The sequence below is a fragment of the Aurantimonas sp. A2-1-M11 genome, from assembly GCF_036549475.1.
Classification (GTDB): Bacteria; Pseudomonadota; Alphaproteobacteria; order Rhizobiales; family Rhizobiaceae; genus Aurantimonas.
This window is the reverse complement of record NZ_JAZHLI010000028.1, coordinates 31,750-57,174: the sequence shown is the minus strand read 5'-3', so window position 1 is coordinate 57,174 and position 25,425 is coordinate 31,750. Positions and strand designations below refer to the sequence as shown.

The following is a 25,425-nucleotide window of genomic DNA, read 5'->3' as shown; positions in this document are numbered from 1 at the left end:
GCAACCAGGAGCGTTTCCCAGACCGGCTCCCAGCCTTTGACCGGACGCGCAACCGGCCAGCCAGCCAGCGTCTTCTGCCTTTGACAAAAACATCAGTCCGACAGGCTGCTAGTCCGGCGGATAGTCTGATCGAGGGGGAGCCGCCAACTTTCCAGCGTGCAGCACCCCCCCCCGCGGGCCGGTGCGGGTAGAGCTTGCTTTGGTCGGCCCGCAGTCTATTTGCTGACCGGATTGCTTTTATCGTCTTCGAGAACGCCGGTGGTGACGCTTGCCACGCCTGCGACCCCGATCAGCCCGCCGGCCACCTCGGGAAATCCGATCGCAGATTGCGGGACCGGGCGATTGATGTCGTCGCCCATCTGTTGGCCGAAGCTGGACGTCGTGCTGAACTGGGTCCCGGCCGCGGCGTCCATGCTCGCAACCCTGACGCAGAGCTTGCCGTCGGCCTCGCCGATGGTCACGGCTGAATTGGCTGCAACGTCGAGGACACAGCCGCTTCCGAGCGAAAGCGAGGCGGCGCCACGCGGACCTGAGAGGACGCGTGAGCCCATCGTCAGGATCGCGCCGGGCTCAGCCGGCCCAAGACCCGCCGGGCGGCTCATCAGAACGTCGTCAGTTGCGGCGGTGACGGTACCGAGTGCGCTCGAGCCGTTCGCCGCGACAGCCAGTTCCGAGGCACAGCCGCAATCGACTGCCGCCTGGGGGACACTGTCCGCCCAGGAGGACGAGGATGCCGCGGATACCGAGCCGGCAACGATCGCTGCTATGATTGTCCAAGATTTCATGTGGGATACTCCTCTTGATGCAGATTTCAGCATACTATCCTGGCCTGCCAAGACGACGCGCAGGTGACACTGTCGAACGCGCCCTGCCGTGCCTGGCCACTCGAACGAAAAAAGACTCGCACCGTTCACTGTGGCGTTCGCCTATGCCTTGAATCTGCCCTAGCTGAACTGCCGGCGATCGACAAGCACCGTGACGCGGACCGCCAATTCCGGATCGTCAACAGGGCAGGTTTTCTCACCGTCAAGTAAGCATGCTTCGGTAAACAAGGGGTGACCTATGCGCAACAGGCGCGCTTGGTTCAACAGAGCACACGCCCTCTATTGAGGATCATTAGCGTAGCCTCGCATCTTGGTGTGCGGATCGAGCCGAAATGCGGAGCTGAAGGTGGCTCGAAGCCGGCGCCGTTCAGTGAAAGAGCCGCGCCGCCCGTTGTTGGCGGGTCAAGCTCGGGCGCCGCTGGGCATTCCGCCCCTCGGTTGCTTCTCTTCCGCCTGGCCGCAATTCTGGTGTCGCCGCCGCACAGATGTCCGCCTGCCCGGACGAGGTGGCCGATCATATCGCAGAGTGGGATTGACTGAATGACACGCAGCGGCGATGTGGTCGACCAGTCCGAGGGGCTGTGGTCGATCCGTCATCGAACTTTGTCTCGACCGCCGGTCCGTTGGCTGATGGTCTCAGCGCTTTCTTCAATCAGCACCATTGCCGGATGGATCCGGGTCGGAAGCCACAGGCACCGGTGGGAGCCCGCCAGCCAGCTGATGAACTTCTCTGGGAAGGAATCGGATGACCTCCAATCGCGGAGCATCATGCGCATCTGATCTGATCCAGGGGACCGTGCACCAGGAGCAATCCGTCGAGAACTAACCGCCCGTTCTTCGATGCATGGTTATAACGCGATCCTACGCACCGAAGGCCGACGCGGTTTCAAATCCGGTCGGAGATATTTGCGCTAAAGGCTTAGGTTATACATTTTAAGTCAAATATACTCCATTAAGCATCCCACGATCTAATCGGCGACCCCTCTTCCGAATTCCATCTTTCGTCGTATATTGGTAGCATCGGTGGCAATTCTGCCGCCGGTCAGATTGGTCTACTGCGCAGTGTCCGCGAAGGCGGCCACTGGAGGAGTTACAGCTCCCCCAGCAGCCTGACCACCTGAGACTCGGATGAGGAGTTCAGCATGGCTGACGCGTTTTTCGCGCGCACGACGGCGTCGTGCAAGGAAAATTCCAACAATAATGGCGGTACCCCGTCCGTCGCACCGCCGAGCTTCGACGGTCCGGCGGCTGACGCATTGTCGCCGATCGCCTTCGGTCCCACGCGACCGCGGGGATTTGCGATCGACGGGTCGCTGTATATCGCCGGTCTGGCACCCGCGGTGCGGATCGACGACATCCCCGACCTGCCCGACGATCTGAAGGCGCAGATGAAGTGCGCGACTGAGCGGCGCGCCGCTCTCGCTCTCGACAACGAGAGCAACGCGTCCGCCGTGCGCGAGGCGAAGCAGGAAAATCCTTCTTTGTCCGGGTTGTCCGAATCCGTCGCTTCCGACGCCGTGCCTTCGGGGCTGGTAGGCCCCGTCTTCTGCCGCACGGAGATCAGCGCCTCCCGCGCGCTCGTCGAGCGTCTGAACACGCGCCGGTTCGTCCTTGTCAGGCGAGAAGGTCTTTGCATCGCGCCGGATGTGACCGTTCACCGTGATCTTTGCCTGAAGCTCGCGGCAATCGGCATGGTTTCCGTTGCTGAGTGGCGCGGCCGCCTCGTCGTTCGGCGGCAGTCGGACGAACGTCCACACTTCCCGCGCGGCTGATCACGCCGACCAGGTCGCGCGCACCCAGCACATCGTGCGGCCTCATCGGCCGCTCGATCCTTGCTGCGCGCTCCCTTCTCTCTGTCTTTTCCATGTTGAGCCGGCTTGCTGCCGGCAAGGAGATTTCCATGCCTTCGCTGAACAGCCGGGCCGCGCGGTCCCGGAGCTATCGACCCATCAAGAACAACCGACATGCTTCAGGTACTGGCACTGGGATCCGCTGCGCCGACGACGCCCCCTCGAGCCCGGATGCCCTCAGGTTTGGGACCGATGTGGAAGTGGACGCGATGACGTCTTACGTCGATCGTTTGGCGGCCACGATCGTAGCCAACGCCATCGCTGCCGCAAAGACCGTCGAAATGGATGCCACGCTCGGCGATTTGACGCTTCTGGGCAGCAGCCTCCGTTCCACGATCATCCGAGTCGGACAGGCTATTCCCGACATTATCGCGAAGGCGCTCGGCCAGGACGATCGTCTGATCGTCTTGCGGGAATATCAGCTGCCGTTGACTCGGCCTGCTACTGAGATCGTTGACAACAACAGATCCGCGACCCCGGTCGAGCTCGCACATGATCGCTACCCCATCGGGTCGTATCGTGCAGATCTTGTGGTGATCGACGAGGATACTCGACATGCTACGATCATCGAGTGCCGCCGAGGCAGTGTTGCGCTGTCGAGCCCGAAATGTGGAGCGACAGTCCGGCTTTTGCGGATCGCGGGGCTGACCGCACGGCGCGCGCTGGAAGCAGACAATTACCGAATCTCGACAGTTTCATGTGGCGTGATCGATCGGTACGGGAACGGCGGTTACAGCGAAACGATGACCGTCGGCCCGGACAAGCTCGATGCCTTCTTCGGGGTTCCGATCGTCAGGTATCTTGACGGTCTTGATGGGCGGATCCGGGAGAAGCTGATGGGCGCGCTCATGCCTGCCTTGTCCGGGATCGTCGGTATCCCGGCCGCCCGCAATGGGGAAAAAGACGGCCGCTGGGGGGAGAAGCAGGCCGTTCCGGTCGAGTGGCGTGACCCTTCCGAGGAGGTCCACGCTGGCTTGCGGGCCGATAATGCGGTGCCGCTTCCCCTCGATTTGACCCGCCTCGTCGGGCCTGCCGAACTAAGGCGCATCGCCGGCGTCCCTCGTTGCAACCGTCCGCTGTCCGGTGCGAGGCAACGGCTTTTCTGAACCGGCTTCGGGCGATCACCCGCTGCAGATTATTCGGCGGGCGATCGCTTGTCGCAATCAAACCAACTGACGGACGAGATCGCCATTGCCGTGCGCACTGGCAATCACGAGCCGGTAGCTGGCGAGCCGACGAACGACAAAGACAAGAATTCCAGCGACAATGGAAGGAGTGCCCAATGTCACGGATGCCCGACGCCCCCCATTCATTCACCAACTCTCTGGATGCGTCCCCCGCGACGCTGCTGCACGTCGATACCGCGACGCTTGTCGGAGCGGCTTTGCGGCTCGGAAGGCGACCGATGGGCAAGACGGCGCTTCGCCGGCTGAAGGAGAACCTGACCTGGCGTGCGGGCGGAGGAGATGCGACCGCCAAGATGGCGCTGCGATGGCTTGCCTTACGCGCGGAAGGGACCCCGCCGCGGACATCGGGAGAATGACGGTGCCGCGGTCTCCGTATGATGCGCCGGTCACCCGTTCCGGTCCTGAGTTTCCCGATGTCGCGGCACTGGAGGGTCTGGCGCGATCCTCCAGTGCCGGTGGGCCGACGCCGGCCGAAATGCCCCGGCGCGCCCCCGATCGCCTTACCGACATTCATGCTGGATCCATCAACCAGGCGAATTGCCGGGCGACCTCGCCGGCTACCCGCATGCGTACCGTGCCTGCCATGAGGTAGCGGTCTGCTGATTGCAGACACCGGACTGTGGGCCGGACGTAACTGACACCATGGCCCTCTGAAACCGTCCTCAGGCGAAGACCTAACCCGCGTCCTCGCTTCCACTGACACTCGCGCATGCAAACAAGGAGAAATCCATGGACGATCCGGAGAATGGGGTTTGCCGCGGTCAGCGCCCTGAGAAGCGCTTCTCGCCGAGCATTCGGGAGGTGGCGTAATGCCTGTGAAAAGGAGAAAGTTGTCCGGCCTGAAACTTCAGCCGGACTGCAATCCATGCGTGGTTGACGCAGACGACGAAAAGGCGCGTCTCGACGGCGAGATTGCAGACCGCGTCGCAGCCATGTCGCCCTCAACCCGGCTTCTGTACAATCGCATCGGCGATGCAATTCCCGACGCTCTTGTCCATCGGCTTGAAGCTCGGAAGCCGGTGTTCGTCATCGCTCACGTTGCATCGTCCGAGTGGCGTGAGTCTGCGTTCGACGCCGTCTGCATGGCAATGAACAGCACCGTCCGAACTGACTTCATGCTGTACGGGGTTCAACACCATCATGTGCCCTCGGACGAGATTGCACGCCGGGCATGGCAGCGAAAGAGCCGGCGCGAGCGGACGCAACATGTTCTTTCGATGCTGGCCAACGGCATCACTGTTGTCGCGCTGGCCCCGGGCGAAGAGCTCGATCCGGCTGCGCTGGTAATCGCGGATATGGAACTGGATCTCGCGAGGATCCTCGTGGATGATATCGAAGCGATGATGGCGCACTCGTTTCCAGGTTCGTCGTTCGTATGGCCCGATGACATTCCAGCTTCAACAATCGAGCCCAGCTGGATCGATCTTGCTATTCGCCGCTCGACGACCTTGTCGGAGGCGCTGCAGTTCCTTGTCGCCATACATGGTCGGACCAACGACGATCCCGGCGGCCCGCGTCTGGAAGATCTGCATGGATACGGCGCCGCCGGACTGTGGGGCCGCCGGCTGGTCGAAACTCTCTGCGATTATCGTGCGGGGCGCTTAACGTGGGGTGATGTCGATGGTGGCGCGCTGCTTGTCGGGCCCCCAGGAACTGGCAAGACACTCTTCGCTAGCGCACTTGCACGATCCACAGGCTTGCAGTTCTTTCCGACGTCGTACGCCGGATGGCAGAGTGCGGGCGAGGGTCATCTCGGTACTGTCCTGAAAGAAATGAGCCGGATCTTCGCCGAAGCGTCGGCCAATGCGCCCTCTGTCATCTTCATCGACGAGATCGATACTCTTCAAGCTCGTGGCAGTACGGGACGGCACGATGACTGGTGGCGGTCGATCATCAACGCGCTGCTCGAGTCTCTGGATGGCACGTCGCGGCGCGAAGGTGTCATCGTGATCGCCGCCTGCAACGACGACAGGGGACTGGACCCTGCGCTTGTCCGGTCCGGTCGACTGGACAGAAAGTTCTTTATTGGATTGCCGGACGAGAACGACCTTGCGCGAATTCTGTCGCATCATTTGCCCGACATCCCGGAGGCCGAAATTCAGCCAGCCGCCGTCACGCTGGCGGGTTCAACATCCGGGGCCGACGCTGCGCGCATCGCTCGCGATGCTCGCCAGCGCGCGCGATGCGAAGGTCGGACGGCAACAGGCGCGGATCTTCTCGCAGTGGCCCTGCCGCCAGAGGACCGGCCCGAGCTCGTCCAGCGCCGAATCGCCGTTCACGAGGCGGGGCACGCAGTGGCAATCTTGTCCCGCGGCAGCGTGCCGAACAGTCTGTCGATCGTCACAGCGACCGGAGGAAGCGTTTCGCATGATCGGCTGGACACCGAGCTTCTTCTCCCGGACTTTAACGCGCGGCTTGCAATTCTTCTCGCCGGCCGAGCCGCTGAGGAGGTCGTGCTTGGGGCAGTCTCTGCAGGAGCCGGAGGTGCGCAATCCTCGGACCTCGGCAGCGCTACCGGACTCGCGATTCTGATGGAAGGGCGGCTGGGGCTGGGTAGCCGGATCGCGGTTACTGAGACGACCGACGAACGCACGGTCGAACGCCGGTTGCGGATGGCGTATGCCGACGCCCTCCTCGCTGCTATGCGGCATCGGCGTGCGATCGAGGCACTTGCTGAACTGGCGCTCGAAAAGCGTGTTCTCGGCAAATCGGCACTTGCGAAATTCTGGCGCTCGATGGCGCCAACGGGAGCATAGTGCATCGAAGAGGGACGGCGACGGCAAGCCACGGATACCGCCGGGGCCCCGGGGCGGAAACGATCCCGAGATCGACTGGCAGTGTGCCTTTCCTATGGCTTCGTCAGTTCACCCAGGAACGGCCATTGCATCGCGTCGATCACCGATGCCAATTGTTCGATCTGTACCGCTCTCGGCTTCCGTTTTCGTCCGTAGCGACCCGTCGTGCCCACATCCGAGTGTCCGAGCAACGCCTGCTTCACTTCGATCGGCGTCGTCATCCGGTCCAGTTCATCCTTGAAAGCGTGCCGGAAAGAGTAAAGCGATTTTTCGGCGGGCACGGATCCCAACTGTCTGCGCGCGTAGCTCGTCCAATGGGCGGAAAAGTAGTTCGATACCTGCACGACACTTCGCCCCGTGGTTGCCAAGGCTGGCCAGATTGTCGCCCATTCCTGCCGTCTTGCCTCGTCGACCAGATCCAGGATGCCGAGTTCGAGAAACTCTGTTCGGATCGGCACGTAGCGCTCGCGCGAATAGGCCTTGATCGTCCGTCCGCCGGCGTTCGTCACGCGGAAGCACCAGACGTCGGATTCTGGGTGTTTTTCGATCGTGTCCGGACCGAGTTGCATGATCTCGGAGGAAATCATGCCGTGACAACAGGAAATCAGCGGCAACCAGAACTGCAGATCGCCACCGGCCTTCACAGCTTTGGAGAACGCTCTCTGGGTGAAGATGGGTCCTGCGAACAGCAGGGCGAGTTCTTCCGCGGAGTACGGTTCCCGGCGATCCTCGTTGCCCGGAATGTCGATGTAGATGCCGCCATCAATCGTCCTGTCGACCCATCCCTTTTGTGCGGCAAGTGACATCAAGGTCGTCAGGAAGCCGACTTTTTTGTTGATCGTGGCCGTCTTGTATCTGCCGGCGTCGAGAAGGTGATCGCGGAACGCGATGATGTGGTGTCGTCGCACGTCTTTCACGTCACGGACCTTGGAAAAGCGGCTGAACCAACCGACCGTGTTCCGCATATCGTTGACAAGGTGGTCGTCCACCTTCTTCTTCAGGCGAACCCGCTCTTTCTTCCACTCATCAATGCAGGCGCTCAGAGCCCGCCCTGCCTGATCGGCGCCTTGCGGCCCAGTCGGCTCGGCAATCGTCTGTGCCTGTGATGTGGCGTTTTCCCTTTGCGGCGGCTCATCGCTGGTCATCGATTCCTGCGCACGCCATGGCCCCGCTACGGTGTCGGGATGAGGATAGTCGATTGCCTCGCCAGCTTCGCGGCGAAACATGATCTCCAGGGCCTCGATTTCGCTCTTGAGACAGACAGCCATGAAGTCGACTCGGGTTGGCTCCGCTATCGGCACTGCGATGGAAATCGGAGCAAGAGCTGCGTTGAGGGCAGCACTCCGATCCGCAGCATATTGCGAGACCGTGAAGCCAAGAAGACGCTTTCTGAGGTCGAGCTTTTTCCGAATGTCCCCAGCGTCCAACCACAAGGGCATCCCCGTTGCCTCGGCGGAGAAGTGGGCACCCGTTGCATTGCGAAGCCGGGTTGCCTGGTCTTGCCAGAGCCACGACGCCTTCAGCCATTCAATAACGTTTTGCCAGTCGTTCCAGGTCCAGCCGGACGTCGACAGAAGCGTAACCGCGACCCCCTTGCGCCGACGCGCCTCGGCGAATTGCTGTTCGGTATCGGCATCGAGCTGCGCTGCCCGCTGGCGTGCTTCGCTGGGAAGACGCGTCTTAAGGGATCGCTGAATCCGGGCGCCGGCAAAGACGTCCGCGACATCGTCGGGCACACGGCGGACGTATTGGAAGACCCCGTTTCGCGAGGTGACGTAGCTGGGCAGGAGCACCGAATCATCTTCCATGTTATGCACGATGTTATGCAGTTCGGCCTCTGTCGAGTCCGAATTCGCGCAAACTGGCAAGTATTGCAATCACTTGACTGGAAAATGGTGGGCCCGGCAGGACTCGAACCTGCAACCAAGCGGTTATGAGCCGCCGGCTCTGACCAATTGAGCTACAGGCCCGCCATAACGGGGCGTAGCGCAAAGGCTGGCGCCGCTCAAGCGAAGACGCGGGCGGAACGGCGCGCGGCGGCGGGATCCCCGGAGAAGCCGGCGTCGGCGATCGGCCTTCCCGCCAGACGGGGCGATGGCGCCTGCCGCGGACACCGGCTGCAACGTTTTCGCGGCGATGCCGCAATGCGACCACACAAGAGCGCTCCCTGTCACCTTCCAACAACGGAGAGCCGTCTTTCATGAATCGCCGCTTCAGTCCCCTGATCGCTACCCTCTTCCTCGTCGCCGCGCCGGCGGCCGCCCTTGCCCAAGCGCCCTCGCCCCAGGCCGCGTCCCGGACGGCGCCCGAACGCACGATCGTTGTCACCGGAACCGGCGAGGCCCGGGCCGCGCCCGACATCGCCATGACGAACTTCACCGTCCTGCGCTCGGCCGAGACCGCGCGCGAGGCCCTCGACGCGGCTAATGCCGCGATGCGCGAGGTGACGGCCGGCATCCGCGCCCTCGACATCGCGGACCGCGACCTGCAGACCTCCGGCTTTTCGATCGCGCCGCAATATCGCTACGACAACAACGGCGACGGCACGCAGAAGCCGCCGGAGCTCGTCGCCTACGAGGTGCGCAACAGCCTGACGGTGCGGGTGCGCGACATCGCCCGGCTGGGCGAGATTCTCGACCGGGCGGTGACGCTCGGCGTGAACCAGGGCGGGGAGATCAGCTTCGACGTCGCCGACCCGCAGGACACGCGCAACGCCGCCCGGCGCGAGGCCGTGGCCGACGCGATGGCCACCGCGACGATCCTGGCGGAGGCCGCGGGCGTCACGCTCGGGGCCGTGCGCGAGATCAGCGAGAGCGCTGGCGAGATGCCGCCGCAGCCGATGGCGCGTTCGATGAAGATGATGGCGGCGGAAGCGGCGCCAAGTGTTCCCGTCGAGGCCGGCGAAAACAGCTTCAGCGCCAGCGTGCGGATGGTCTTCGCGATCGCCGACTGACGCCATTAAGCAAGGGTGGGGGCGCATGCATCGGAGGCAGGCCTGTCCTTGAAAGACGGCGACCCCCGCGTCGGCATCAGCCAAGGCGCGGGGGGCCGACACGTCAGCCTCAGCGGCGACGGAAGCTGATCACCGGGCAGCCGCGATCGCGGGCGAAGCGAACGACCGCCGGATGACCGCGCGAGCGACCGGCCACGACCACGGCGCGACGGTTGGCACGGCGAATGTGGGCGCGGTGGATGCCCATGTTGCGCGCCTTGCGCACGGCGCGCCGCGGCGAACAGGCAACGCGGTCGTAGTGACCGCGGCGGACATGGCGCACCGGCTGTGCCCCATGGCCCGAGCCGATGGTGATGCCGAAGCGCAGGCCGTCGGCGGCCGCCGGGGCGGTGGTCGTGGCAATGCCGCCGGCGGCAAGCGCGGCAACGACACAGATCGAGCGGGCGAATGACTGGAACATCGGGGTGTCTCCTCTGGGCGGTCCCGCAGGCTCGGGGACCGCATTGGCCGAAGTTCGATCGCGTCCCCGTTTCGGGCCGGGCCCTGTTGCGAAGTCTGCGATCGCCTCCCCGTCCGATCGGCGAGGAGTGACCCGACCATAGGATCGGCGGACTGAACGCTGCCGGAACCGGCCGTTCATCGATGGTTCAGCGGGCGTCTGCCGGCAGGGAACGCACCCAGAACTGCATCGTCTTGTCCGTCTCGCCGGCATCGGCGATGTCGCGCCAGGACATGGTCGCGGTCAGCCCCGGCACCGGGCGATAGCCGCGCTTGCGCCAGAAGCCGTCGAGCGGCCGGTAGCCCTGCGGCCGCGAAGGATGATCGGCGGGGCGGATGACGGCACAGAAGGCCGTCACGGCATGTCCCTGCGCCACTGCCGCAGACTCGCGCCCGTCGAAGAAATGGTGGCCGACGCCCCTGCCCCGCCATTCGGGAAGCAGCACCGATTCGCCGAGATAGAACACGCCGGCCGGGTCGTAGCCGTGGGCACGGAACCCGTCGGACAGCTGCGGCTGGTGGTCGCCCAGCGGCGCGCCGGTCGCAGCGCCCACGAGGCGGCCATTGCCGGCCCGGGCCGCGACGATCACCGCGCCGGGCGAGGCGGCATAGGTGGCCAGATAGCGCCGCTCGTAATCCGCATGGCCCTCGTAGAGATAGGGAAAGGCCCGGAACACCGCGATGCGCAGCCCCGCGAGCTCGTCGAGCACGGCCTGTGCCGCCGACCCCTGCAGCGTCTCGATGGCCAGCGCGTTCGTGTCGTCCCGGCTCATCCCGCCTCGACGGCCGCGATCCAGGCCTGCAGATTGTAATAGGTGGTCACCCGCGTGATCTTGCCGTCGTCGATCTCGAAGAACTGGCCGGCGGGCACCGCATAGCGCTGGCCTTTGGCCTCGGGCAGGCCGTCGGCGGTCGCCAGATATTCGCCGCGGACCGTGTATTCGGCGGCGGCGCGGCCGGCATTGTCGACGGTCATGATGACGATGTCGGCCAGGGTCTCGCGATAATGGCGCGCCATCATCGCCAGAAAGTGGCGGAACGCCGCCCGGCCGATCTCGCGCCCGCCCTCGTTCAGGTCATGGGCGACGTCCTCGTGCAGGCAGTCGAGCATGGTGCTCCAGTCGCTGGCATTGAAGGCCGCGAGATAGCGCTCGATCAGCGCCGCATTGTCGTTCATGGGAAGAGCTCCGTTGGGTTGTCGTGGCCGGCTCAACCGAGCAGCCGCTGCAGCTTGGTGGGCAGGGCGTCGATCACCGCGTCCGGCACGAAGAAATCGGCCACCGGGTCGTCGCCGCCCTCCGGCCCGTAGACCGAGAAATCGGTGACGCCCGCATCGCGAAGCAGCACCTCGTCGATGAAGAAATTGCCGGTGCATTCGCGCGACGGCCGCGTCAGGAGCGCATGGGCCGCATCGGCGACGATCTGCGGCGAGCGGCTCATCCGCGCCATCTGGTCGCCGCCCAGCACGTTGCGCACGGCCGCCGTGTCGATCGCGGTCAGCGGCCAGAGCGAGTTCACCGCGATGCCGTCGCGGCGGAACTCCTCGGCCATGCCGAGCGTGCACATGGACATGCCGAACTTCGCCATGGTGTATGCGACATTGTTGCGGAACCATTTGGCGTCCATGTCGAGCGGCGGCGACAGGTTGAGGATGTGCGGGTTGGCCGCGCGCTTCAGATGCGGAATGCAGGTCTTGGAGACCAGGAAGGTGCCGCGCGCATTGACCCCGTTCATCAGGTCGTAGCGCTTCATCGGCGTGTCGAGCGTCCCGGTGAGCTGGATGGCGGAAGCGTTGTTGATGCAGATGTCGATGCCGCCGAATTCGGCGACCGCCTTGTCGACCGCGGCTTCGACCTGATCCTCGTCGCGAATGTCGCATACGACCGCCAGTCCCTTGCCCCCCGCCGCCGCGATCTCGGCGACCGCGGTGTGGATCGTGCCCGGCAGCTTGGGATGCGGCGTGTCGGTCTTGGCCGCCACCACGACATTGGCACCATCGGCCGCCGCCTTCAGGGCGATGGCCAGGCCGATGCCGCGCGACCCGCCGGACATGAAGATGGTCTTGTTTCGAAGTGTCACGACTGGCCTCCCCGTTCGCCCGACCGGCGGAACATCACCATACTCGTCGCCACGTGTCGACCGCGGCGCCGGGCGTTCCCGCGCGCTGCCTGCCTAGCCGGCGAACATCGCATCGCCCTGCTCGTTGACGACCTGCCGGCCCTTCATCAGCGAGAAGCGCGCGGCTTCCGCCTCGCTCGGGAACAGGTCGGCACGGACCAGCCGGTGCGATCGCACTGCGCCGTCGACCGTCCGGGTGATAGTGGCGCAGAGGCGGAACTGTCCGCCCTCGGCGATCGGCGTGGCGGCGATGTGAAACCCTTCATAGGTCTCTTCCGCCGCCACCCGAGGCTCTTTTGGCGCAGCCGCGGGGGAGCTGCTGCCGAACAGCTTCTTGAGAAAGGACATGGCGCTCCTTCGTGGCTGCGGGCGCGGATGCGCCGTCGGCAACAGGAGATAGCGGCCTGGTGCGTTCGGCAAGCCCCGTAGGAGACGGCGGCGGCGGCGTGCGAGGGAGTGCGGGCAGCTTGGGAGGGGCACTCTTGGCCAGCGGCACGGCTGGCGGCCTGCAATNACGGCGGCGGCGGCGTGCGAGGGAGTGCGGGCAGCTTGGGAGGGGCACTCTTGGCCAGCGGCACGGCTGGCGGCCTGCAATGGCGAGCGGCAGCTGTGTCCAGGCGCCGAGCGGCCAAGCCTGCGCTGGTCCGGCCGCCGAAAGCGAAAACGGCGCGCCGGTCCGGATTGTCCGGGACCGGCGCGCCGGGGATGATCAGCTGTCGAGGAAGGAGCGCAGCTTGCGTGAGCGGCTCGGGTGCTTGAGCTTGCGCAGCGCCTTGGCCTCGATCTGGCGGATGCGCTCGCGGGTGACCGAGAACTGCTGGCCGACCTCTTCCAGCGTGTGGTCCGTGTTCATGCCGATGCCGAAGCGCATGCGCAGCACGCGCTCCTCGCGCGGCGTGAGCGATGCCAGCACCCGCGTCGTCGTCTCGCGCAGATTGCCCTGGATCGCGGCGTCGATCGGCAGGATGGCGTTCTTGTCCTCGATGAAGTCGCCGAGATGCGAATCCTCCTCGTCGCCGACCGGCGTTTCGAGGGAGATCGGCTCCTTGGCGATCTTCAGGACCTTGCGGACCTTCTCCAGCGGCATCGCCAGCTTCTCGGCGAGTTCCTCCGGGGTCGGCTCGCGGCCGATCTCGTGCAGCATCTGGCGCGAGGTGCGGACGATCTTGTTGATCGTCTCGATCATGTGCACCGGGATGCGGATCGTGCGGGCCTGGTCGGCGATCGAGCGGGTGATCGCCTGCCGGATCCACCACGTGGCATAGGTCGAGAACTTGTAGCCGCGGCGATACTCGAACTTGTCGACGGCCTTCATCAGGCCGATATTGCCCTCCTGGATCAGATCCAGGAACTGCAGGCCGCGATTGGTGTATTTCTTGGCGATCGAGATGACGAGCCGGAGATTGGCCTCGACCATCTCCTTCTTGGCTTGCCGGGCCTCGCGCTCGCCCTTCTGCACCATGTGGACGATGCGGCGGAACTCGGTGATCTCGAGACCGGTCTCGGTCGCCAGATTCTGGATCTCCTGACGCAGTCCCTTGATCTGTTCCTTCTCGGCCTGGACGAATTTCAACCAGCCCTTGCCCGACAGATTGGCGATGTGCCGCGTCCAGTTCGGGTCAAGTTCGGTGCCCTGATATTCGGTCAGGAACTCGTCGCGCTTGACCCCGTGGGACTCGGCGAGACGCAGCAGCCGGCCCTCGTTGCCGACGAGCCGCTTGTTGATGTCGTAGAGCTGGGCGACCAGCGCATCGATGCGGTTCTGGTTCAGCGACAGGCTCTTGACCGCGGTGATCAGCTCTTCCTTGAGCTTCTTGTAAGAGCGCTCCTGGCTCGGCGACAGGGTGCCCTGCGCGGCCAGGCGGTTCTCGACCTGCTGGTCCTGAAGCTTGCGCAGCCGGCGATAGGCGTCGGCGATCTGGTCGAAGGTCTCCATGACCTGCGGCCGGATCTCGGCTTCCATTGCGGCCAGCGAAAGGTTGTTCTCGAGGTCGTCGTCCTCCTCGTCCTCCTCCTCGCCGGGCTGGCGCGCACCGGACGAATGGGGCGGGCCGTTGGGAACGCCGCTCACCGAACCGTTGGCCGCGCCGTCCACGGCGGGCGGCGTCGGGGTCTTGGCTTCGGGCCCGGCATAGGTCGCTTCGAGATCGACGATCTCGCGCAACATGATGTTGCCTTCGTTGAGTTCGTCGCGCCAGATGATGATAGCCTGGAAGGACAGCGGGCTCTCGCAGAGGCCCGCGATCATCGTCTCGCGGCCGGCCTCGATGCGCTTGGCGATGGCGATCTCGCCCTCGCGGGACAGAAGCTCCACCGAGCCCATCTCGCGCAGATACATCCGCACGGGATCGTCCGTGCGGTCGCCGGCTTCCTTCTTCTGAGTGGTCGCGACCTGGTTCCGACCGGTCTCGGCGACCTCGGTCGAATCAGAGGTTTCGGACGATTCCTCGTTCTCGCCCTCCTCATCGCTCTCCACGACGTTGATGCCCATGTCATTTAGCATGGTCATCATGTCCTCGATCTGCTCGGAGGTGACATCCTCCGCCGACAGCATCGAGTTGAGCTTGTCCATGGTCACGAAGCCGCGCTTCTTGGCGGCCTTGATCATCTTCTTGACAGCGTCATCCGACAGGTCGAGCAAGGGTCCGTCGGGAGCACCCTCGTTCCGCTCCTCGATCGGTGCCTCGCTTTCCTTGGCCTTGATCGCCATGCGTGTCATTCTCCAATTCGCGCGCCCCGCGCTGTCCGCCGTCGCGGACCGCGGACGCTGCGGTCATCTGCTCGCCACCATGCGGGGCGAGCCGTAAAGTTTCGCTTAACCATGAATCGCCGAGCCAGACGGCGATGATCAAGCAAGACGACGCCCCTCAAGAAGGGCAAGTTGCGGCAATTTCAAGCTCGGAAACCGGACGATTGCCCACGACCACATCCATATGATGAGTCAAGTGCTTGAAAGCAATGGTCTCCCCTGCACGCGAAAGCAGTGCTCCAGGCTGCAGGGCGTCCGGCGAACTGCCTATATGGCCTTCGCCGGTCGCCCGGACAAGGTGCCGAAGCCCTCGATCAGCGCTTCCGTGCCGTCGACGCGCTCCAGCTCGCGCTTGACCTCCATCAGATGCGCGAAGGCCGCTTCCGAGGATTCGCGGCCGAGCGCGTCCTCGGCGTGCTTCAATTCCGTGGCGAGCGCGCGCGAGCGGTGATGCAGGTGCAGCGCCTGGCGCACGGCCTGGCGGGCATCCTCGGGAGCCGCCTCCGACAGGAACGGCCACAGCCGCACCATGCGAGCCTTGGTCTCGTAGGCTTCGAAGATCGCGCGCGCGTCGCGTGCCTCGAGTTCGGCGAGCAGCGCGTCGCGATCGACGGGGGGGCGTTCGGCATAGGCGTCGAGGACGCAGGAGCGCAGCCGGTCGAGATCGCCAGTCGGCAGGTCCAGATCGGCGAAATAGTCGAACTCCTCGTGGATCAGCGCCGGGTGATTGACGAAGCCCAGCACGATGGCGATCTCGCGGAGCGTCGGCTGCGGCCCTTGCCGCGGCGCCATCAGGCTCGAGCGCGCGAGCCGGTCCGATATGGCCGAGCGACGTCCGCCGGGCGCGCCGCCGCGGCGCTGGCCCGCACTGCCGCCGTCGCTGCGGCCACGCCCCCCCCCTCCGCCGCCGCCGCCGCCCCGGCGATTGCCGTAGCCGCCGGACGTGTTGCTCCCGCCGAAGAACGCCCGCAGCCGCGCCTCGACATCCTGCAGGTAATGCCGACGCACGCTCTCGTCGCCGACCTGGCGCAGCAGCGCCTTGACGCGATATTCCAGATCGGCCCGACGCTCGGGGGTGTCGAAGTCGCCGCCGGCGGTCTCGCGCATCCACAGAAGATCGGCGAGCGGGCGCGCCGCGTCCTGGATCTGGCGGAACGCGTTCGGTCCGCCCTCGCGCACAAGGTCGTCAGGATCCTTGCCCGGCGGCATCAGGGCAAAGCGCAGCGACCGGCCGGGCTTCAGCGCCGGCAGCGCTAGTTCGGCGGAGCGATGCGCCGCCTTCAGTCCCGCTGCGTCGCCGTCGAAGCACAGGATCGGCTCGCCGGTCGAGCGCCACAGGAGATCGAGCTGGCGCTCGGTCAGCGCCGTTCCCAGCGGCGCCACGACATTCTCAAAGCCGGCCTGGCCCAGGGCGATCACGTCCATGTAGCCCTCGACCACGATCAGCGTGCCGGCGGCCTTGGCCGCCCGCCGGGCGCGGGCGAGATTGTAGAGGACCTGGCCCTTGTGGAAGATCTCGGTCTCGGGCGAGTTCAGATATTTCGCCTGCGCCTCCGCCGACATCGCCCGGCCGCCAAAGGCGATCGGCTTGTCGTGCAGGTCGACGATCGGGAACATGATGCGGTCACGGAAGCGGTCGTAGGAGACCGCGATCCCCTCGCCGTGGACCACCAGCCCCGCCGCCTCGATCTCGCTGCGCCCGACGCCCTTCGACGCCAGATATTCCTTCAGCCGGTTGCGCGACATGGGCGCATAGCCGAGGCCGAACTGCTTCTGGGTATGCGGGGTGAGGCCGCGGTCGCGCAAATAGGCCCGCGCCTTGGCGCCCTCGGGCTCCTGCAGCATGGCCTGGAAGAAGCTGTCGGCATGGCGCATGGCGTCGACGATCGTTGCCCTGGCCGCCTCGCGCTGCTCGGCCTGGGGATCGCGCGCCGGTATCGGCACGCCGGCCTCCGCCGCCAGCCGCTCCACCGCCTCGGGAAAGGACAGGCCCTCCAGTTCGGTCAGGAAGCGGAAATGGTCGCCCGACACGCCGCAGCCGAAGCAATGGTAGCGGCCCTTGGTATCCTCGCAGTGGAAGGACGGCGTCTTCTCGCCGTGAAACGGGCAGCAGGCCCAGTGATCGCCGCGGCCGGGCTGCGACTTGCGCCGGTCCCAGGTTACGCGCCGGCCGATCACGTCCGAGATCGGGATCCGGTCGCGGATGTCGTCGAGAAAGGCGGGCGAGAAGCGCATGGTCAGCCTGATACAGCGTTTGAGCCGGGCTTGTCATCGACTCTCGTCGAAGAGCGGCAAGGATCATCCCGCGGGAGGTCCGTCAGGGAGAGCGCCAGGCTTGCGAAATCCGTCCGGCGCAGGTGATAGCTTGTCGGGTCACGTTTGAGAGGTGCCCCGTGCTGCAAGCCCTGACAGCCATCTTCCTGTGCCAGCTCATCGGCGAAGCGATCACCGTCGCGACCGGCCTGCCCCTGCCCGGCCCGGTAATCGGCATGGCGCTCTTGTTCGTCGCGCTGCTCGCCAGGGGATCCGTGCCGGAACAGCTCGGCAAGGTCGGCGACGGCCTTCTGGCCAATCTGTCGCTCCTGTTCGTGCCGGCCGGTGCAGGGATCATGATGCATGTGGGCCGGCTGGAGGGCGAAGCCCTGTCGATCGGCGCGACGCTCGTCGTGTCCACATTGCTGACCATTGCCGTCACGGCCTTCCTGATGAACCGCTTCGGTCCCGGCCGGAAGGCGGCGCGCCATGGGTGACACCCTCATCGACGTCTGGGTTTATCTCGCCGCCAGCCCGCTGCTCTTCCTGACCATGACGCTGGTCGCCTATCAGGGCGCGAACTGGCTGTATCGTCGCGCCGGCTCCACCGCCCTTCTCAATCCGGTGTTCCTCACCGTGGCTGCCGTGGTCGCGGTGCTGACGCTAACCGGGACCAGCTACCCGACTTACTTCGAGGGGGCGCAGTTCATCCATTTCCTGCTGGGGCCGGCCACGGTGGCGCTGGCGATCCCGCTCTACCGGCAGTTCGACAAGGTGCGGGGCAGCGCCGCGGCGATCGCGGCAAGCCTCTTCACCGGTTCCCTCACCGCCATCGCCTCGGCGATCGGGCTCGGCCTTCTGCTGCGGGCCGACGCGGTGAGCCTGATCTCGCTGGCGCCGAAATCGGTGACGGCGCCGGTCGCCATGGGCATCGCCGAGAAGCTGGGCGGCCTGCCCTCGCTGACCGCCGTCTTCGTCATCGCAACGGGGATTCTAGGCGCCGCGCTCGGGCCGGTGCTCTTGGATCTCATGGGGATTCGCGACCAGGCCGCGCGGGGCTTTGCCATGGGCACGGCCTCGCACGGCATCGGCACGGCGAGGGCCCTGCAGGAAAGCGAGGTCGCCGGCGCCTTTTCCGGCCTGGCCATGGGCCTCAACGCCCTGGCAACGGCGATCATCCTGCCGCTGCTCTGGACGTTTCTGTTCTAGCGGGAGGTTTCGCCCGGACGGGCCGCGCCTCAGCGCAGCAGGCTCTTCACCACGGTCGAAGCCTTGCCGATGTCGAGCTTGCCCGGATAGCGCTCCTTGAGCGCGTTCATGCAGCGACCGACGTCGCGCAATCCACGGGCATCGGTGTCCTCGACGACTTCGCGGCAGGCCTGTTCCATCTCGCCCGAATCGAGCTGCGGCGGCAGCAATTCGCGAATCACCGCGATTTCCCGGCGTTCCTGATCTGCGAGCGCCGGTTGGCCGGTCTCGTCGAAGGTCTTGGCCGATTCGACCCGCTGCTTGATCATCTTCAACAGGATCTGCTGCATCTCGTCGTCGCTCACCGGGTCGCGCCCGGCGGTCCGGTTGGCGACGTCGCGATCCTTGATGGCGGCGTGGATCAGCCGCAGCGTGGAACAGCGGGTCTTGTCAGGGCCGTTCATCGCGGATTTCAGGGCGTCCGCAAGATGCTCGCGCATGGGTTTGTTATCTTTCGGTTCGTGAACAGTCTGCATGATCGACGAATGCCACCAATTCGCGCCTAATCCATACCTATCGGATGAAAAGGTAAAGCCGGGTTCAGTGATCCATTCCAGCTTCGGTTCAGGACCGTTCATGGCCCGCCCGAATTCGCCCGGCCTTGCGGCCGTCGTCTGCATCCCGGTCATCGTGGCAAGTGGCAATCTGCGCGGAGCCTGTCCGGCCTTCGTCGTGCAGCGTGGCGCGCATGTAGAAATTCTCGGGAGATTCCGCAAGGTCCCTTGCAACGATCGTCATCTCGGCAGATATCGCGGGTCAGATGCCGGCGCCGACCACAGGCCTGCCGTTGCGATGCCGCGGCCCTCATGCCGGCCCGGCGCAGACCCACAGACGAAAGAGGCGCCCCATGACCGAAGGCTGGACCCCCCGCAAGCCGACCGCAGTTCTGGTGTTGGCGGACGGCACGGTCGTCGACGGCTTCGGCCTCGGCGCGACCGGCGCCATCGAGGGCGAGGTGTGCTTCAACACCGCCCTCACCGGCTATCAGGAGATCCTCACCGATCCCTCCTATGCCCGCCAGATCGTCACCTTCACCTTCCCGCATATCGGCAATGTCGGCGCCAATGACGAGGACCAGGAGGATCTGGTCCCGGCCAATGCCACCGGCGCCGTCGGCGCGATCTTCCGCGCGGACATCACCACGCCCTCCAATTACCGCTCCTCCGGCCATCTCGACGCCTGGCTGAAGGAACGCGGCGTCATCGCCCTGTCGGGCGTCGACACCCGCGCCCTCACCGCGCTGATCCGCGAAAAGGGCGCCGCCAACGCGGTGATCGCCCATGACCCGGAGGGCAATTTCGACATCGACGCCCTGAAGGCCCGCGCGGCGGCATGGAGCGGCCTCGTCGGCCTCGACCTCGCCAAGGACGTGGCCAGCGGCGAAGGCGTCATCTGGGACGAGAAGCCCTGGGTGTGGAACGCCGGTTATGCGCCGCAGTCCGAGCCGCGCTACACCATCGTCGCCATCGATTACGGCACCAAGCGCAACATCCTGCGGCTGATGGCCGGCCAGGGTGCGCGGGTGATCCTGGTGCCGCCGACGGCGAGCGCCGAGGATATCCTGTCCCACGACCCCGACGGCGTGTTCCTGTCCAACGGCCCGGGCGACCCGGCCGCCACCGGCGACTACGCCGTGCCGACCATCAAGGCGCTGATCGAGAAGGACGTGCCGGTCTTCGGCATCTGCCTCGGCCACCAGATGCTGGCGCTGGCGCTGGGCGGCCAGACCGAGAAGATGCATCAGGGCCATCACGGCGCCAATCATCCGGTCAAGGACTTCACCACCGGCAAGGTCGAGATCGTCTCGATGAATCACGGTTTCGCGGTCGCCGCCAATTCGCTGCCCGAGGGCGTGGAGGAAACCCACCGCTCGCTGTTCGACGGCTCCAATTGCGGCCTGCGCCTCTCCGGCAAGCCGGTCTTTTCGGTCCAGCACCATCCCGAGGCCTCGCCCGGCCCGCAGGATTCGCATTACCTGTTCGAGCGGTTCTTCCAGATGATCGACGAGCACAAGGGCCGCAAGGCCGCGGCCTGAAACGGCAGCGGTTCAAGGCGGAACGCGAAGGGCGGAGTCGGAGCGATCCGGCGCCGCCGTCACGAGTGGCCGGCGCGTTGCGGAGAGGGATGTTAGGCCTGCATCGGGTCTCCCGCACCGCCCTCTGTTCCCGGTTAGCAGAACGCGATAGAATCGGCACCAGTTGACCGTTTCGGCGCTTGTCGCCGGCGGACGGAGACGCGACGTTTTGCCGACAGGAGGCCCCATGAACCCTGACGCCTTTCGGACCTGGCGCAAGGCGCTCGGCCTGAAACAGAAAGACGCCGCCGAAAAGCTCGGCCTCAAGAAGCGGGTCATCCAGTATTACGAGAAGGGCAATCGCGACGGGAAGAATGTCGAGATTCCCAAGACCGTCGAACTGTCCTGCCTGGCGCTGTCGCTCGGCATCGAGACCTATGACGGCCGCGGCCTGCCACGCACCGCCTCCGAGCTTCTCGCCGCCAGGAATCCCCGCCCCGACGCGTGATCGGCGCGCCGGTCCGGCCCGGGAAAGCGCGCCTCCCGCGGCGTCCGCCGGGCCGCCGATCGCCCCGCGCACAAGTTTTGCGACACTTCGCCCTTTCGCCGCGCCCGCCGCTTGCCTATAAGCCGGCCTCAGCCTCGACAGAACCTGAAGCGACCGGCCGTCACATCGTGCAGCCGGGCTTTTGGCGCGCAACATAACGACCGGACGAAGCCTCGCCATGCCAAAGCGTACCGATATCAAGTCCATCCTCATCATCGGCGCCGGCCCGATCATCATCGGCCAGGCATGCGAGTTCGACTATTCCGGCACGCAGGCCTGCAAGGCGCTGAAGGCAGAGGGCTACCGGATCATCCTGGTCAACTCCAATCCGGCGACGATCATGACCGATCCGGATCTGGCACACGCGACCTATATCGAGCCGATCACGCCCGAAGTGGTGGCCAAGATCATCGCCAAGGAGCGACCGGACGCCCTGCTGCCGACCATGGGCGGTCAGACGGCGCTCAACACGGCTCTGTCGCTGCGCCGCATGGGCGTCCTGGAGAAATACGCGGTCGAGATGATCGGCGCCGACGCAGACGCCATCGACAAGGCCGAGGACCGCGCCCTGTTCCGCGAGGCCATGGCCAAGATCGGCCTCGAGACACCGCGCTCGCTCCTGGCCAACGCGACGGACGCCAAGTCGGCCGACCGCAGCGTCCATGACAAGCGCCGCGCCGAGATCAAGGCCACCATCACCGACGAAGCCGAGCAGGACGCCGCCCTGGCCGCGCTGGAGCACGAGTGGCTGGTGGGCGAGCCCGACCGCAAGCAGCGCTACATGACGCGGGCGCTGGCTGCGGCCGCCGAGGCGCTGGAAGATGTCGGCCTGCCGGCGATCATCCGGCCGTCCTTCACGCTTGGCGGCACCGGCGGCGGCATCGCCTACAACCGCTCGGAATTCTTCGAGATCGTCGAAGGCGGCCTCGATGCCTCCCCCACCACCGAGGTGCTGATCGAGGAAAGCGTGCTCGGCTGGAAGGAGTACGAGATGGAGGTCGTCCGCGACAAGGCGGACAATTGCATCATCGTCTGCTCGATCGAGAACATCGACCCGATGGGCGTCCACACGGGCGATTCGATCACCGTCGCGCCAGCGCTGACGCTGACCGACAAGGAATACCAGATCATGCGCAACGCCTCGATCGCGGTGCTGCGCGAGATCGGGGTCGAGACCGGCGGCTCAAACGTGCAGTTCGCCGTCGATCCGCAGACCGGCCGCCTCGTGGTCATCGAGATGAACCCGCGCGTGTCGCGCTCCTCGGCCCTTGCCTCCAAGGCGACCGGTTTCCCGATCGCCAAGGTCGCCGCCAAGCTCGCCGTCGGCTACACGCTCGACGAACTCGAGAACGACATCACCGACGGCGCGACGCCGGCTTCCTTCGAGCCGTCGATCGACTATGTCGTGACCAAGATCCCGCGCTTTGCCTTCGAGAAGTTCCCGGGTTCCGAGCCGATCCTGACCACGGCGATGAAATCCGTCGGCGAGGTCATGGCGATCGGCCGGACCTTCGAGGAATCGCTCCAGAAGGCGTTGCGCGGCCTGGAGACCGGGCTCGACGGCCTCGACGAGATCGAGATCCCGGGCATCGGCGAAGGCGACGACAAGAACGCCATCCGTGCAGCGCTCGGCACGCCGACGCCGGACCGGCTGCTGATGGTCGCCCAGGCCCTGCGCATGGGCACCAGCCCCGAGCAGGTGCACCAGTCCTGCAAGATCGACCCCTGGTTCATCGCCCGGATCAAGGCGATCATCGACCTGGAAGAAAAGGTGCGGACCTTCGGCCTGCCCGACGACGCCGATAATCTGCGCTTCCTGAAGTCGGTCGGCTTCTCCGACGCGCGGCTGGCCAAGCTGATCGGCGGCGAGGAGGTCGACGTCTCGGCGCTGCGCGACAGGCTCGACGTCCGGCCGGTCTACAAGCGGATCGACACCTGCGCCGCCGAGTTCGCCTCGCCGACGCCCTACATGTACTCGACCTACGAGCGCCCCTTTGCCGGCGAAGTCCGCTCCGAGGCGGCCGTCACCGATGCCAAAAAGGTGGTTATCCTGGGCGGCGGCCCGAACCGGATCGGCCAGGGCATCGAGTTCGACTATTGCTGCTGCCATGCGGCCTTTGCCCTGCAGGACGCCGGCTATGAAGCCATCATGATCAATTGCAACCCGGAGACCGTGTCGACCGACTACGACACCTCCGACCGGCTGTATTTCGAGCCGCTGACGGCCGAGGACGTGCTGGAGGTCCTGAAGGCCGAGCAGACCGCCGGCACGCTGCACGGCGTCATCGTGCAGTTCGGCGGCCAGACCCCGCTGAAGCTCGCCGAGGCGCTGGAGAAGGCCGGTATCCCGATCCTGGGCACGTCGCCGGACGCCATCGACCTGGCCGAGGATCGCGACCGCTTCCAGCGCCTGCTCAACGATCTCGGCCTGCGCCAGCCGCGCAACGGCATCGCCCGCTCGGTGGACGAGGCTCGCGACATCGTCGCGCGCATCGGCTACCCGGTCGTGGTGCGCCCGTCCTACGTGCTGGGCGGCCGGGCCATGGAGATCGTGCGCAACGAGGCGCAGTTCGAGCGCTACATGCACACGGCCGTGGTCGTCTCGGGCAAGTCGCCGGTGCTGATCGATTCCTACCTGTCCGACGCCATCGAGGTGGATGTGGACTGCCTCAGCGACGGCACGTCCACTTATGTCGCCGGGATCATGGAGCATATCGAGGAAGCCGGCATCCATTCGGGCGATTCGGCCTGTTCGCTGCCGGTCCATTCGCTGTCGACGGCGATCACCGACGAACTCGTCCGCCAGACCCGCGAAATGGCGCTGGCGCTCAAGGTCGGCGGCCTGATGAACGTGCAGTTCGCGATCAAGGACGACGAGGTCTACGTCCTCGAAGTGAACCCGCGCGCTTCGCGCACCGTGCCCTTCGTCGCGAAGACGATCGGCGCGCCGATCGCCAAGGTCGCGGCCCGGATCATGGCCGGCGAGACGCTGGACGCGGCCTTCGCCGCCTATGGCGGCGCGCCGGACCCGCGGACCCTGAAGCACATCGCGGTCAAGGAGGCCGTCTTCCCATTCGCCCGCTTCCCGGGCGTCGACACGCTGCTCGGCCCGGAGATGCGCTCCACCGGCGAGGTGATGGGGCTCGACTACGACTACGCGGTCGCCTTCGCGAAGTCGCAGCTGGGCGCCGGCGTCGACCTGCCCCAGGAGGGCACGGTCTTCGTCTCGGTGAAGGAAGCCGACAAGGAGCGCAGCCTGGCGCCGGTGCGCCGGCTCTACGAGATGGGCTTCAAGATTATCGCCACCGGCGGTACCCACCGCTTCCTGGCCGATCGCGGCATCGAGGCCGAGAAGATCAACAAGGTGCTGGAGGGCCGTCCCCATATCGAGGACGCCCTGCGCAACCGGCAGGTGCAGCTCGTGCTGAACACGACCGAGGGCGCCAAGGCCCTGTCGGATTCCCGCTCGCTGCGCCGCGCGGCCCTGATCCACAAGGTGCCCTACTACACCACGCTGGCCGGCATGGTGGCGGCGGCCGAGGCGATCGCGGCGCTGCGCAAGGGCAATCTTGAAGTTCGGCCGTTGCAATCGTACTTTGTCTGAGCCTGATTGAAACGGCGCCCGACGCTCTGGCGCCGAGGCGTCCTTCAATCTGAAGTCTAGCTGGTTCCGATGGCCTCGGCCGTCTGGGACCGGTTTTGTTATTGTGCTCCGGTTGGCGTCACCGCCACCCGGCAATCCAAGAAGAATGCAGATGCCGCGGCAGGACCGGGCATCGGAAAGGTGGAGGCCATGGAAAAGGTCCCGATGACGAACCACGGATACGACGCTCTGCGCGAGGAGCTTCGTCGTCGCCAGCAGGAGGAGCGTCCGCGGATCATCGCGGCGATTTCCGAGGCGCGCGCCCATGGCGACCTGTCGGAAAACGCCGAATACCATGCCGCCAAGGAGTCCCAGAGCCTCAACGAGGGCCGGATCTCTGAGCTCGAGGACCTGACGGCGCGCGCCGAGGTCATCGACGTGACCAAGATGTCGGGCGATACGATCAAGTTCGGCGCGACCGTGAAGCTGGTCGACGAGGATACCGAGGAGGAGAAGGTGTACCAGATCGTCGGCGACCAGGAGGCCGACGTGAAGAAGGGTCGGATCTCGATCTCCTCGCCCATCGCGCGCGCGCTGATCGGCAAGACCGAGGGCGACACGATCGAGGTCTCGGCGCCCGGCGGCGCACGCTCCTACGAGATCCTCGAGGTGCGCTGGGCCTGATCTCGGGTTCCGCCGGCCTGTTCCCACCGCGCCGCAAGGCCCGGTGACCGCAGGCGGACGCAAACCCCGATGGCCGGCGTGAAGGACCGCCGGCCATGTTCCATCCTGCCCCAGGCAGTGAC

Annotated in this window: 21 protein-coding genes and 1 tRNA gene; 11 read left to right on the top strand and 11 right to left on the bottom strand. The window is 65.6% G+C overall.

Features of this window, described 5'->3' with window-relative positions:
- Positions 1-215: 215 nt before the first annotated feature.
- Complete coding sequence (locus VQ042_RS14095) at positions 216-785, bottom strand: hypothetical protein (protein WP_331820313.1); 570 nt, start codon at positions 783-785, stop codon at positions 216-218.
- Between the two features lie 1,181 nt (positions 786-1,966).
- Between VQ042_RS14095 and VQ042_RS14090 the strand changes: the two genes are divergently transcribed.
- The 4 genes from VQ042_RS14090 (at position 1,967) to VQ042_RS14075 (ending at position 6,617) form a co-directional block, all read left to right on the top strand.
- Entirely contained in the window at positions 1,967-2,596 is a 630-nt protein-coding gene (locus tag VQ042_RS14090) for a hypothetical protein (protein ID WP_331820311.1), read from the top strand.
- Between the two features lie 128 nt (positions 2,597-2,724).
- A complete protein-coding gene (locus VQ042_RS14085) occupies positions 2,725-3,780 on the top strand; it encodes a hypothetical protein (RefSeq protein WP_331820309.1) in 1,056 nt (351 codons plus the stop codon).
- A 176-nt stretch (positions 3,781-3,956) separates the two neighbouring features.
- Positions 3,957-4,217, top strand: coding sequence for a hypothetical protein (locus VQ042_RS14080; RefSeq protein ID WP_331820307.1), 261 nt, complete (start codon positions 3,957-3,959; stop codon positions 4,215-4,217).
- 474 nt (positions 4,218-4,691) lie between these two features.
- Positions 4,692-6,617 (top strand): AAA family ATPase, encoded by a 1,926-nt coding sequence (locus VQ042_RS14075; protein ID WP_331820305.1) that lies wholly within the window; start codon positions 4,692-4,694, stop codon positions 6,615-6,617.
- A gap of 92 nt (positions 6,618-6,709) precedes the next feature.
- Here the strand turns inward: VQ042_RS14075 and VQ042_RS14070 are convergent, their stop codons facing one another.
- Positions 6,710-8,464 (bottom strand): DUF6538 domain-containing protein, encoded by a 1,755-nt coding sequence (locus VQ042_RS14070; protein ID WP_331820303.1) that lies wholly within the window; start codon positions 8,462-8,464, stop codon positions 6,710-6,712.
- 85 nt (positions 8,465-8,549) lie between these two features.
- A tRNA-Ile gene (locus VQ042_RS14065) sits at positions 8,550-8,626 on the bottom strand.
- A gap of 230 nt (positions 8,627-8,856) precedes the next feature.
- Between VQ042_RS14065 and VQ042_RS14060 the strand changes: the two genes are divergently transcribed.
- Positions 8,857-9,609 (top strand): SIMPL domain-containing protein, encoded by a 753-nt coding sequence (locus VQ042_RS14060; protein WP_331820301.1) that lies wholly within the window; start codon positions 8,857-8,859, stop codon positions 9,607-9,609.
- Between the two features lie 109 nt (positions 9,610-9,718).
- Here the strand turns inward: VQ042_RS14060 and VQ042_RS14055 are convergent, their stop codons facing one another.
- From VQ042_RS14055 to dnaG, 7 genes are all read right to left on the bottom strand, one after another.
- Positions 9,719-10,069 (bottom strand): hypothetical protein, encoded by a 351-nt coding sequence (locus tag VQ042_RS14055; RefSeq protein WP_331820299.1) that lies wholly within the window; start codon positions 10,067-10,069, stop codon positions 9,719-9,721.
- 187 nt (positions 10,070-10,256) lie between these two features.
- Positions 10,257-10,880, bottom strand: coding sequence for a GNAT family N-acetyltransferase (locus VQ042_RS14050; protein ID WP_331820297.1), 624 nt, complete (start codon positions 10,878-10,880; stop codon positions 10,257-10,259).
- Positions 10,877-11,284 carry a ketosteroid isomerase-related protein gene (locus VQ042_RS14045; protein ID WP_331820295.1) on the bottom strand — a complete coding sequence of 136 codons (408 nt, stop codon included), beginning with the start codon at positions 11,282-11,284 and terminating at the stop codon, positions 10,877-10,879. Before VQ042_RS14045 ends, VQ042_RS14050 begins: the two co-directional genes overlap by 4 nt.
- A 32-nt stretch (positions 11,285-11,316) precedes the next feature.
- Entirely contained in the window at positions 11,317-12,186 is an 870-nt protein-coding gene (locus VQ042_RS14040) for an SDR family oxidoreductase (protein ID WP_331820293.1), read from the bottom strand.
- Positions 12,187-12,279: 93 nt separating this feature from the next.
- Positions 12,280-12,573, bottom strand: a complete 294-nt coding sequence (locus VQ042_RS14035) for an HlyU family transcriptional regulator (RefSeq protein WP_331820291.1) — start codon at positions 12,571-12,573, stop codon at positions 12,280-12,282.
- Positions 12,574-12,934: 361 nt separating this feature from the next.
- Positions 12,935-14,935, bottom strand: a complete 2,001-nt coding sequence (rpoD, locus tag VQ042_RS14030; RefSeq protein WP_331820288.1) for an RNA polymerase sigma factor RpoD — start codon at positions 14,933-14,935, stop codon at positions 12,935-12,937.
- Positions 14,936-15,241: 306 nt separating this feature from the next.
- Positions 15,242-17,209: a DNA primase gene (gene dnaG / locus VQ042_RS14025; RefSeq protein WP_331820286.1), complete on the bottom strand. Its 1,968-nt coding sequence runs from the start codon at positions 17,207-17,209 to the stop codon at positions 15,242-15,244.
- 158 nt (positions 17,210-17,367) lie between these two features.
- Between dnaG and VQ042_RS14020 the strand changes: the two genes are divergently transcribed.
- A complete protein-coding gene (locus tag VQ042_RS14020) occupies positions 17,368-17,724 on the top strand; it encodes a CidA/LrgA family protein (RefSeq protein ID WP_331820284.1) in 357 nt (118 codons plus the stop codon).
- Complete coding sequence (locus tag VQ042_RS14015) at positions 17,717-18,436, top strand: LrgB family protein (protein ID WP_331820282.1); 720 nt, start codon at positions 17,717-17,719, stop codon at positions 18,434-18,436. The genes VQ042_RS14020 and VQ042_RS14015 overlap by 8 nt, the downstream gene beginning before the upstream one ends.
- Before the next feature lie 29 nt (positions 18,437-18,465).
- Here the strand turns inward: VQ042_RS14015 and VQ042_RS14010 are convergent, their stop codons facing one another.
- On the bottom strand, positions 18,466-18,915 hold the full coding sequence (locus VQ042_RS14010; RefSeq protein WP_331820315.1) for a GatB/YqeY domain-containing protein: 450 nt from the start codon (positions 18,913-18,915) through the stop codon (positions 18,466-18,468).
- 407 nt (positions 18,916-19,322) lie between these two features.
- On the opposite strand from VQ042_RS14010, the gene carA reads away from it, so the two are divergent.
- From carA to greA, 4 genes are all read left to right on the top strand, one after another.
- Positions 19,323-20,510 (top strand): glutamine-hydrolyzing carbamoyl-phosphate synthase small subunit, encoded by a 1,188-nt coding sequence (gene carA / locus VQ042_RS14005; protein WP_331820280.1) that lies wholly within the window; start codon positions 19,323-19,325, stop codon positions 20,508-20,510.
- Between the two features lie 226 nt (positions 20,511-20,736).
- Positions 20,737-20,997 (top strand): helix-turn-helix domain-containing protein, encoded by a 261-nt coding sequence (locus VQ042_RS14000; RefSeq protein WP_331820278.1) that lies wholly within the window; start codon positions 20,737-20,739, stop codon positions 20,995-20,997.
- A 217-nt stretch (positions 20,998-21,214) separates the two neighbouring features.
- On the top strand, positions 21,215-24,640 hold the full coding sequence (gene carB / locus VQ042_RS13995) for a carbamoyl-phosphate synthase large subunit (RefSeq protein ID WP_331820276.1): 3,426 nt from the start codon (positions 21,215-21,217) through the stop codon (positions 24,638-24,640).
- A 189-nt stretch (positions 24,641-24,829) separates the two neighbouring features.
- Complete coding sequence (greA, locus tag VQ042_RS13990; RefSeq protein ID WP_331820273.1) at positions 24,830-25,303, top strand: transcription elongation factor GreA; 474 nt, start codon at positions 24,830-24,832, stop codon at positions 25,301-25,303.
- Positions 25,304-25,425: the final 122 nt, after the last annotated feature.

Bases quoted from the DNA above. Each gene is read 5' to 3' on its own strand.
- VQ042_RS14070 (WP_331820303.1), bottom strand. From the start codon at position 8,464: ATGGAAGATGATTCGGTGCTCCTGCCCAGCTACGTCACCTCGCGAAAC.
- VQ042_RS14015 (WP_331820282.1), top strand. From the start codon at position 17,717: ATGGGTGACACCCTCATCGACGTCTGGGTTTATCTCGCCGCCAGCCCG.
- VQ042_RS14055 (WP_331820299.1), bottom strand. From the start codon at position 10,069: ATGTTCCAGTCATTCGCCCGCTCGATCTGTGTCGTTGCCGCGCTTGCC.
- VQ042_RS14080 (WP_331820307.1), top strand. From the start codon at position 3,957: ATGTCACGGATGCCCGACGCCCCCCATTCATTCACCAACTCTCTGGAT.
- VQ042_RS14000 (WP_331820278.1), top strand. From the start codon at position 20,737: ATGAACCCTGACGCCTTTCGGACCTGGCGCAAGGCGCTCGGCCTGAAA.
- VQ042_RS14095 (WP_331820313.1), bottom strand. From the start codon at position 785: ATGAAATCTTGGACAATCATAGCAGCGATCGTTGCCGGCTCGGTATCC.
- rpoD (WP_331820288.1), bottom strand. From the start codon at position 14,935: ATGGCGATCAAGGCCAAGGAAAGCGAGGCACCGATCGAGGAGCGGAAC.
- VQ042_RS14010 (WP_331820315.1), bottom strand. From the start codon at position 18,915: ATGCGCGAGCATCTTGCGGACGCCCTGAAATCCGCGATGAACGGCCCT.
- VQ042_RS14085 (WP_331820309.1), top strand. From the start codon at position 2,725: ATGCCTTCGCTGAACAGCCGGGCCGCGCGGTCCCGGAGCTATCGACCC.
- VQ042_RS14050 (WP_331820297.1), bottom strand. From the start codon at position 10,880: ATGAGCCGGGACGACACGAACGCGCTGGCCATCGAGACGCTGCAGGGG.
- carB (WP_331820276.1), top strand. From the start codon at position 21,215: ATGCCAAAGCGTACCGATATCAAGTCCATCCTCATCATCGGCGCCGGC.
- dnaG (WP_331820286.1), bottom strand. From the start codon at position 17,209: ATGCGCTTCTCGCCCGCCTTTCTCGACGACATCCGCGACCGGATCCCG.
- VQ042_RS14090 (WP_331820311.1), top strand. From the start codon at position 1,967: ATGGCTGACGCGTTTTTCGCGCGCACGACGGCGTCGTGCAAGGAAAAT.
- VQ042_RS14045 (WP_331820295.1), bottom strand. From the start codon at position 11,284: ATGAACGACAATGCGGCGCTGATCGAGCGCTATCTCGCGGCCTTCAAT.
- carA (WP_331820280.1), top strand. From the start codon at position 19,323: ATGACCGAAGGCTGGACCCCCCGCAAGCCGACCGCAGTTCTGGTGTTG.
- VQ042_RS14035 (WP_331820291.1), bottom strand. From the start codon at position 12,573: ATGTCCTTTCTCAAGAAGCTGTTCGGCAGCAGCTCCCCCGCGGCTGCG.
- greA (WP_331820273.1), top strand. From the start codon at position 24,830: ATGGAAAAGGTCCCGATGACGAACCACGGATACGACGCTCTGCGCGAG.
- VQ042_RS14060 (WP_331820301.1), top strand. From the start codon at position 8,857: ATGAATCGCCGCTTCAGTCCCCTGATCGCTACCCTCTTCCTCGTCGCC.